The sequence below is a fragment of the Johannesbaptistia floridana genome (genome assembly GCF_057440575.1).
The window spans coordinates 1-10603 of sequence record NZ_JALKVM010000259.1; the positions used below are offsets into that span (position 1 = coordinate 1).

The following is a 10603-nucleotide window of genomic DNA, read 5'->3' on the forward strand; positions in this document are numbered from 1 at the left end:
GTTTGTAGGGTGCGTTAACGAAGTGTAACGCACCATAAGTTTATGAAACTACCCACTATCCTCGTTTAAGGATTTAGCATTATAGCAATGAGCCAATAGATGTTGACAAAAATGATGAAAAGCCCCCCTTGGTAAGGGGGGTTGGGGGGAAAAGTTAGTGATAAATGTTGTTAACACCACTGCGGTCACTGCTATAACTCATTACTCATTACTGATTACTCATTACTCATTTTTTGTAGAGATGCTAAAGTTTGAGTAATTTGCTCCTCTGTATGATTATAGGTGAGGAAAAAACGCAAACGAGCCTGATTTTCTGGCACCGAAGGATAAATCATCGGTAAAACATTTACCCCTTGTTCAAATAATTGATGAGATAGTTGTAAAGCTAAAGAAGATTTCCCCACTATCAAGGGGATAATAGGAGTATTAGATTGCTTGAACTGATGTAAACCGAGATTTTGAGCTTCAGATTGAAATATTTTAACACCATCTTGTAACTTTTTCACTCTCTCTGGTTGAGACTTAAGCATTCTTACTGCCGCTAAAGCTGATGCTGCATTAGCCGGAGACATTCCTACACTATAAACAAAGCCTGGAGAGGTATATTTAAGATATTCTACAATCGGACTAGTAGCCGCGATATAACCTCCACAACTAGCGAAGGATTTACTCAAAGTACCCATCCATAAATCTACATCTTGACGCTTAATGCCGAAATATTCACCAATTCCACGTCCAGTTTGCCCCATTACTCCTATAGAATGAGCTTCATCTACTAGTAAATAACATTGATATTGGTGTTTTAAAGCTACTATTTCCGGTAAAGGGGGATAGTCTCCATCAGCACTATAAATTCCTTCTACCACAATTAAAGTCTGTTGATACAGATGGCGGTTTCTCTCTAAGAGTTTAGCTAGGGTTTGAGTATCATTGTGGGGAAATTCTATAGCGGTTGCACCCGAGAGATTTACTCCTTGACGTAGGCTATTATGTGCGTAGGTATCATAGAGAATTAAATCATTTTTGTTGAATAAATGGCCAATAGTAGAACTATTGGTTATATGTCCACTAACATACACTATACAGGCTTCAGTACCCAAGAAATCAGCTATTTCTTGCTCCAATTGTTGATGTAGAGGTATTTCTCCCCCTAAAACACGACTAGCGCCTACAGAAGTTCCATATTCTTTGACTGCGGCTATCGCCTCTTGGACTATTTCTGGGCAATCTGCTAAGCCTAAATAATTATAACTGGCATAATTAATTAGTTGTTTGCCATCAATAGTTACTATACTACCCGGTAAGCCTGCATGAGTTTTAAAAAAAGGATTGGGAAAAGTTTGTAGTTGTTGACACCGTTTTTGTAAATCTTGATAGGCTTGACTTAGGGAAAATTGATAAAATTCTGGAGGAATAGAAGAGGTTGAATCAAGAGTTGGAGAAGGAGTATTATTAGTTACTTGATTGCTAAGATAATCAGCTAAATTAGAAACTGAAGGATATTCAGAAAATATACTAGTCTCAAGAGAGATATTTAAATCTTTTTCTAACTTAGTTTTCAACTCCACCATCATCAGAGAATCTAATCCAAACTCAGCAAAATATTTGTCTATATCAATATCCTCAATTCCCGAAAAACCTAAAACTGAAGCTAGTTGAGATTGTAAATACTCAATTAAAGATTCCAGACTATTTATACCTTCTTCAGAAGACTCAGCAGCAATAGCAGTAGATTCAACTTCTCTAGTAAATTCCCTTAACAAACTAGAGTGAGACTGCTGGACATTTTTTTGTAAAAATCGAGGCCAATCAATGGCTACACAAGCTACCTGTGTATCTCTATTGCTAATTAATTCACTCAATAGATTTAAACCTACATTGGGGATAATTTCTGTTATTCCCAAATCAGCAAAATAACCTGTTGAGGTTAAATCAGCAGCCATACCCCTATTAAACCACGGTCCCCAATTAATACTTAAACCAGGCAATCCTAATTGGTTACGGTAATTCATCAAAGCATCCATATAGGCATTAGCTGCCACATAATTACTCTGTCCTGGAGAACCCAACAGGGATACAATTGAAGAAAAACAGATAAAAAAGTCTAGTTCTATCTCTAAACTGGCTTGATGAAGATGCCAACTACCAGTTACTTTTGGTTCTAGTACTTGTTGAAAAGTTGTTTCTGTTTGATTAATCAGTAAGCCGTCAGCTAAAACTCCAGCAGTATGAATGATACCCCTTAAGTTTTGATGATTTTGACACAATTCCTGGAGAAATTCGGGATTTTGCAAGTCATTACTTACTAATTCTATTTCTATTCCCTGATTTTGCCAAGATTTGATTTCTGCAACTGCTTCTAAATCTGGTTGACTACGTCCTAGTAAAATTAAACTTTTAGCGCCATTAGCTATTAACCAACCTGCTACTTGTAAACCTAAGCCACCCCATCCTCCCGTAATTAGATAGCTGGCTTGGTTGCTAATCCCTAAGTTAGGCATAGTTATTACTACCTTGCCAATATGTTTCGCATTAGCTAAATAGCGAAAGGCTTTGGTTACTTCTCTAAAGGAGAAGACTTGTTTAGGGAGTGGTTTTAATTGTCTAGCAGTAAACATCTCTCTCAACTGTTGCAGCAGATTTTTAACTAGTTGAGGTTGATTGGCCGCAACTTCTAATAAATCAAAGCTATGGTAACTGATATTTGGTCTTGTGTTGTGGATTTCTTCTGGTTTCCAAATACCAATTTTTCCAATTTCAATAAATCTTCCCTGGGGAGCGATAATTTCTAGATTTTTGGTTATATAGTCGCCGTTAAAACTGTTGAGAATCACATCTACCCCTTGAGTAAGGCTTTTAATCTCTTCGGCATAGTCAAGAGTACGAGAATTAAATATGTGTTTAATTCCCATCCCTGCTAATCTAGACCATTTATTGGGACTCGCTGTCACAAATATTTCTGCACCAATATTTTGGGCAATTTGAATCGCTGCTTGTCCTACTCCTCCCGCGCCTGCGTGAATTAGTATTTTTTCTCCCGCTTGTAAGTTGGCAAGGGTAATTAAGCTATAGTAGGCGGTTAAAAAAGCTGTGGGAATAGTAGCGCTTTCTGTAAAGCTGAGATGAGAGGGTTTGTGTATGACTAAATGGGATTTGACTTTGACAGAACTGGCTATACTACCTAAGGCTAAGGCTGCTATCACTTCATCTCCTACTCGAAATTCAGATACATTCCCACCAATGGCGATAATTTTACCCGCGCATTCTCCTCCTAGGGGAATATCTTCTACTTTTTCAATACCTTTTTCTTGTAAGTATCTTTGCAGCATTCCTAGAGCATTAAGCACGTCACGGAAGTTTAATCCCGTGGTATATACAGCGATTTCTACTTCATCGGCTGCTAAGTTTACAGCAGGTAAGGGTACAATTTTGAGTTTATCTAAATCCCCATACTCACTAATTCTTAATTGCCAAGGGTGGTTGAGGGTTTCTGGAGTTATTTGATTTAATCTTGGTACATATATATTCCCTTGACGACAGGCTATTTCTGTTTCTCTCTGTGTTAAGGCTAAAATTATTTCCTCTGGGTTAAATGTTTCTACATCAATACAGGTACAATTTACATCTGGATATTCTTGGCGGATAACTTTGGCTAATCCCCACAAAGCGCCTAGGGATGGCTGTATGGTTGCATCGTCTTCTCTCACTCTTTGGCTGTTTTTTGTTACGACAAAAAGCTGTTCACATCTTTTTTGATTGTGTAGACTTTGAATTAGCTTTCTGAGATTCTCACAGTCTGGTAATTCTGGAGTAAGATTTGTTGGGTTTTCTTGTGCTAAATAAATAATACCAAATTTTTGTTTCTGTTCTTGCCAAGGGAGTTTTTCTAGTTTGTCTGGGGTAGATATTATTTGAACTTGTTTTCCTTTTGCTTCTATTTTTTCTGCTAATTCTCTCGCTAATTTATCCCTGGTAGCTACAATTAACCAGTTATTTATTAATTCAGCAGTTGCATTAATATTCTCAAGTAATTGCCAGTTTACTTGATACAGTGATGGTGTTGAGGATGGAGATGTATTTAATTTAGTTAAAAGAGATTCAGATGGCAAGGCTTGTAGAGATAAGCCTTGGATGATACCAATTTTCTCTCCTTGGTAATTCCAAATCTCTAAATTAAATTTGATTTTAGATTTATTAGATTCTGGACTATTTAGTTCAAAATAACACCAAATTTCTGGTGATAAGGATTCTGATTGCTGCTGTATGTATACTTTATCTACACCTACAGGTAAATAGTTATTTTGTCTATCTATATTGGCAATAATTGCCCCTACTCCTTGAAAACAGGCATCTAAAATAGTAGGATGTAAGTGAGGGCTATAAGTTTTTGAATCTACTTCTATTTTACTTAGTCCTGCTTCTTTGGTTAACCAGATAGCTTTTATTTTTTGAAATTCAATACCATAGTTTAAGTTACCCCGGCGACAGTTTTGATAGTGTTGGACAACTTCTAAGGGTTGATTACAAATAGCTTTTACTGATTTTAAGCTCTTTTCTGGTAGTTTTTCTGGTTGTTGACAGATAATTTTTCCCTGACTATACAGAGTTTTTTCTGTTTGGCTGTAAATGGCAAAGGTATAATCATTATTTTGAGAATTTACCTCTATTTCTAAATCATAATTTCTTTGAGGGTTTAAAGTTAATAATTCTTCTATACTAATTGATTCTAAGTAATAATTTTTGCTGATTTTTTGGGCAGCATTTAAGGCCATTTCTAGATAAAAACTTGCTGGTAAAACTGGGGTTTTATCTAGGCAATGGTCTGTTAAATATTTTTGGCTATGTAAATTAATTTTTTGGGTAAATTTATAGTTATTTGTTGGTTGAGATTTGAATTCTGGTTTGAGATAATAATATTGACGTTGCCAAGGATATGTAGGCAGAGATACTAGTTGTGGAGAATAGTTTTGATAAAAGGCTTCCCAATCAATGTTTATTCCTGCTAAAAATAGTTTGCCTAAACTTTCTAGTAATTGCTGCCAATCTCTATAGTCACGACGTAAACTAGGTAGCCAGAGAGTTTCCTCTGTAAATCCTCGGTCTGAGTATATTTTGCTAGTCATTCCCAATAAAATCGGATTTGGTCCTATTTCTAAATAAATTCTCGGGTTATATTTATATAAAGTTTGGATACTAGCGTTAAACTCTACACAGCCACAAATATGCTGACACCAATATTCTGGGTTGGCAATTTCATGAGTGATAAATTCTCCAGTTAAATTGCCAATTAAGCTGATTTGGGGAGATTGATAATTAATCGTTTTGGCGATCGCCCTAAATTCTGCTACAATTGCTTCCATTAGGGGTGAATGGAATGGGTGAGATACTTCTAGTGGCGTTACCTTGATTTGCTGAGTTTCACAAAAGGCGATGGCTTTTTCTATTTCTGTGTGATTTCCTGACAATACCCAACTATTTACACCGTTTCTCGCCGCAATTACTAGATTTCCTGGGGATTTACCTATAATTTCAGCAACTTGGGATTCTGTGGCTAAAATAGCAATCATCCCTCCATTACTAGGTAGTGACTGCATTAGTTTCCCTCTAGCCGTAACTAGTTTTAAGGCATCTTCTAAGCTAAATACCCCTGCTATACAACTAGCCACGTATTCTCCTAAACTATGACCAATCACCACCTCAGGTTTAATTCCCCAAGACATCCATAATTTAGCTAAGGCGTATTCTAAAACAAATAAAGCGGGTTGACTGTATACAGTTTGGTTTATTTCAACTTTCTGTTCATATAAGATTTCAGTTATAGAAATATTTAACTCTTGAGAGAGAATACTATTACAGTGGTTAATAATGTCTCGGAATAGAGGTTGAGTCTCATAGAGTTGTCTTCCCATTTGAGGATATTGAGAACCTTGTCCGGTAAACATAAATACAATAGGCTGGGGATTATTACTAGAAATATGCCTCAGGGGAAGCTTATCTTCAGTAACCAGGAGACTTTGCAATTCTTGTTTATTCTGAATAACTACTGCTAAACGATGCTGAAACTGAGACCGTTTAGCATTAGCAGTGAAACAAATATCTTCTAGGGGTATGAGGGGATGTTTAAGGATAAAATCATGTAATTGTTGAATTTTTGCTGTTAATCCTGGTTCAGTTTTAGCAGAAAGGGTGAGTATCTGAAAATCTGGTTCTATTAATTGATGATTGTAGTTTTTTACTAAGGGGAAACCTTGTAGAATAATATGGGCATTAGTACCCCCAAAACCGAAAGAATTTACTCCAGCAGTGGGTATTGTTTCCGAATCTCCTGGCCAAGAAGTTAATCTTGTTACTACTTGTATTTTATGGTTTTCTCGGGTGAGATGAGGGTTAGGTTGATGGTAGTGGAGAGAGGGGGGGATTTGGCGATGATACAAAGCTAGTAAAGTTTTAATTAATCCGGCGATACCTGCTGCCGTTTCTAGATGACCAATATTACTTTTTACCGAACCAATTAAACAGTTATATTTATTCGGGGAGGAGGAGAGAAACTCAGTGATACTTTGTAATTCTACAGCATCACCTACCTTAGTTCCCGTACCATGAGCTTCTATATACTGTATTTCACTTGGTTGAATACCTGCTTGTTGGCAGACAGTTTCCATCAGGGAGATTTGCGCTTGAGGATTAGGTACAGGAATCGCCTCAGTTTTACCATCCTGATTAATACCCGTAGCTTTAATCACACCATAGATGCGGTCTTTAGCGGCTTTAGCTTGACTTAGAGGTTTTAAGACAATCATCCCGGCGCCTTCACTGCGGACATAGCCATTAGCGTTAGCATCAAAACTACGACAACGACCATCAGGAGAGAGAAAACCATCTTTAGTAAAGCCGATAGTCCCATGGGGATTAATAATGACATTGACTCCTCCTGCTAAAGCCATAGTAGATTCTCCCTGCCAAATACTCTGACAGGCTAAATGGACAGCTACAAGAGAGGAGGAACAGGCAGTATCAACAGCTAAACTAGGTCCTCGTAAATCTAGCCAATAGGAAAGACGATTAGCAGTAAGACTATTAGCAGTTCCCGTAGTTCCATAATTATCATTTAAGGGTTGACGCCACATCAAAATCGAGTAGTCGTGAGAACCAACACCTATAAATACCCCAGTTTTACTCCCTGCTAAATGTTCGGGAATTTGTCCCCCATCTTCTAAAGCTTCCCAACTAGTTTCTAAAATAAGACGTTGTTGGGGGTCCATAGTAGTCACTTCCCGTGGCGACATACAAAAAAAATGGGGGTCAAAGGTTTCTATATTATCTACAAAGCCACCCCAACGAACATTAGTTTTATCTGGCTGAAGAGGATTAGAATCATAATAAGCCTCTACATCCCAACGGGAGGAAGGAATTTCGGTAACCGCGTCTACTCCTTGTTTAAGAAGTTGCCAAAATTGTTCTGGATTATTTACACCACCGGGGAAACGGCAACCAATCCCGATAATGGCGATGGCTTCTTGATTTTTACTCATCTATATCTATATCTATATCTATATCTATATCTATTATTTGCATTTTTTGCAGTTCTGCTTGCAACATAGCTTCTGCTTCAGCGGTAGATAGCTGACTGATAGCCTTAATTTCTGAGTCTGGGATTAACTGAGAATCGGTACTAATTGTGTTTTTAGAAGTTGATGTTGCCGTTAAACTAAGTAGATTTTGGAAATATTTTACTAAATGATTGATACTAGGATAGTCAAAAGCTAGAGAAACTGGCAAAGAACAATTAAATATTTGTTGTAATTTGTTTTTTAATTCTATAGAAGATAGAGAATCTATACCCAGAGAATCTAAATCTTCTTGCCAATCCATTGCCTGAGTATCTCTTATTCCCAGTACTTCAGCTACTTGTTGAATAATTATTTCCCGTAACTGTTGACTATTATTAATAGATAATTGTTGATTAGGGGAAGGATTCTTCCAATCTCTCACCAAAGGGGAGTTAATCATCTGGGAGAATTTTGGCCAATCAATCCTAGCCACAGCAATATTATCTATTTGACTAAGTAACAATTTTTCTAAATAGAATAAACCCTGATTAATGTCTAGAGAAGATATTGCCTGTAACCAGGGATGGGGTTTAGCTTGTCTTGCGGCCATTCCCACTTCAGCAAAAGGACCCCAATTAATACTGATAGTTTTTAAACCCTGTTGATTTCTCATTTTAGCCAAACTATCTAAAAAAGCATTAGCTGCGGCATAGTTAATTTGACCAGGAGAACCAAATACACTGGCGATGGAGGAGAAATAAACAGAAAAATCCAGATTTTCCCCTTGACTATACTCATGTAAATACCAACTTCCTTTGATTTTCCCGGCGATAACTTTCTCAAATTGTGACCAGGACATGTTTTGTAAAGAACTATCAGCTAATACTCCGGCGGCGTGAATTATTCCCTTGAGGGGAGGAGATTGATAATTACTAAAGATTTTAGCTACAGCTTCCCTTTTAGATATATCTATAACTAAAGTTAAAATCTCAGTTTTCTGTTTAAGTTTCTCTATAACAGCTTTTGCCTCTGGTTTGGGTTCACTTCTCCCTACTAAAATTATGTATTTAGCGCCTTTAGTAACTAACCATTCAGCAATTTTTAACCCAATATCTCCCCAACCTCCAGTAACTAAATAACTACCCTGGGGATTAAGAGAAAGTTCTGTGGTCTGAATATTTTGGTTATCCGTTTCCGGGATTTTAAATCCGGGACTTGCGGATAACCCCTTGAAGCAGTCGATAACTATTTTGCCAATATGTTTAGCTGTGGCAAAAGTTCTCAAGGCTGTATCTACTTCAGTTGCCGGAAATAGTTGATAGGGTAATGGCTGAAGTTGACCTGATTCTAACTGAGGCAGCAAATTAGACCACATTGATTGAATTAACTGGGGTTGATTTGCTGCTAATTCTAATAAATCGGGACAAAAATAACTAATATCTGGTCTCAATTCTTCTACTTGTGTGGTGGTCCAAATTCCCTGTTTACCAATTTCTATAAAACGACCATGAGGATTTAAACTATTAATTCCTTCCGGGATTAATTCTCCCTTAAGACAGTTAAGAACCACATCTACCCCCAAACCTTGGCAGATTTTCTTAATTTCTGCGCCAAAACCTGGTTGACGGGAGTTCATTACCCATTTTACCCCCATAGCTTTTAAAGTTGGCCATTTATGTGTAGATGCCGTGGCAAATACTTCCGCGCCTCTTGCTAAGCTGATTTGTACGGCTGCTAATCCTACCCCTCCTGCTGCCGCATGAATTAGTACTTTTTCTCCTGGTTGTAACTTAGCTAAGTGTATCAAGGTATAATAGGCGGTTAAAAATGAACCGGGGATGGTAGCTGCTTCAGCAAAAGATAGTTTTGAAGGCTTAAGAGTTATCCAATCTCTAGATACAGTTACATAGTTACTAAGTGAACCGATGGCGATTCCCATGACAGTATCACCAACCTTGATATCTTCTACCTGTTTCCCCACTGCTACTACTTCTCCGGTACATTCTAATCCCAATGGCGCTACTTCTTGGGGATAAATACCTAAAACATTTAATAAATCCCGGAAATTTAAACCAGATGCTTTTACTTTGATTTCTACTTCTTTTCCTTGAGGTGGTTTACGGGTTAAACTTTCCCATTTTATATTATTGATAGTTCCCCGGGGAGATACAGTTAATCTTAATGGTTGGGGAGAAGTATTTAATTCTGTTTTTACTAATCTGGGTAAATAACGTTTCTGGTTACGCCAGATAATTTGTGTCTCTCCATCTGGTTGAGTAATTTCTTTAGCAAGATAAGTAATTGTCTCTGGGGTTAGCTGATTTGGTATATCTATACAGACACAGTTAAATTCAGGATATTCTTGATTGAGAGTTTTGCCTATTCCCCATAAAGGTGATTGCCAGGTTTTTTCTAAGCTTACTGAGTCATCTATAGAAGTTTGACTACCTTGAGTAATTAACCAAAGATGGGGTTGTTGATTGCTAGTTATTAATGTTTGCAGCAACTCAAAAGTATTTTGATAATTTTCTTCAATCGTCTCCTCTATATTGTTATCTAGGTTTAAACTCCACAGATGAATAATTCCTTTGAAGGATGATTGCTGCCATAATTCCCCCCAATTCTTAGGAGGAGAGGCGATGACTAGACAATTTTGTTGTTTACTTTCTAAGTATTCAGCTAATTTTTGTCCAATTTTGTGTTTATCTGTTAGTATTAGCCATCTTCCTGGTTTTTCTAGTAAAGTTTTATTCTCTATTCCCATCCCATCACTTGAGATATGGATATTTCCCAATTCATCTGAAGGTGTCTCACTTTGATTATTTATTTCTACTTCCTGACTAGAGATATGGATATTTCCCAATTCATCTAAAGGTGTCTCACTTTGATTATTTATTTCTACTTCCTGACTAGAGATATGGATATTTCCCAATTCATCTAAAGGTGTCTCACTTTGATTATTTATTTCTACTCCCTGACTAGAGATATGAATATTTCCCAATTCATCTGAAGGTGTCTCACTTTGATTATTTATTTCTACTCCCTGACTAGAG

The 10603-nt window shown here is 37.1% G+C and carries 2 protein-coding genes; both read right to left on the reverse strand.

Annotated elements, in window-relative coordinates; genetic code table 11:
- Nucleotides 1–215: 215 nt before the first annotated feature.
- A complete protein-coding gene (locus MW688_RS16235) occupies nt 216–7532 on the reverse strand; it encodes an aminotransferase class I/II-fold pyridoxal phosphate-dependent enzyme (RefSeq protein WP_486737056.1) in 7317 nt (2438 codons plus the stop codon).
- The coding region (locus tag MW688_RS16240) for an SDR family NAD(P)-dependent oxidoreductase (protein ID WP_486737057.1) at nt 7525–10603 on the reverse strand (3079 nt) is incomplete at its 5' end. The genes MW688_RS16240 and MW688_RS16235, both read right to left, overlap by 8 nt.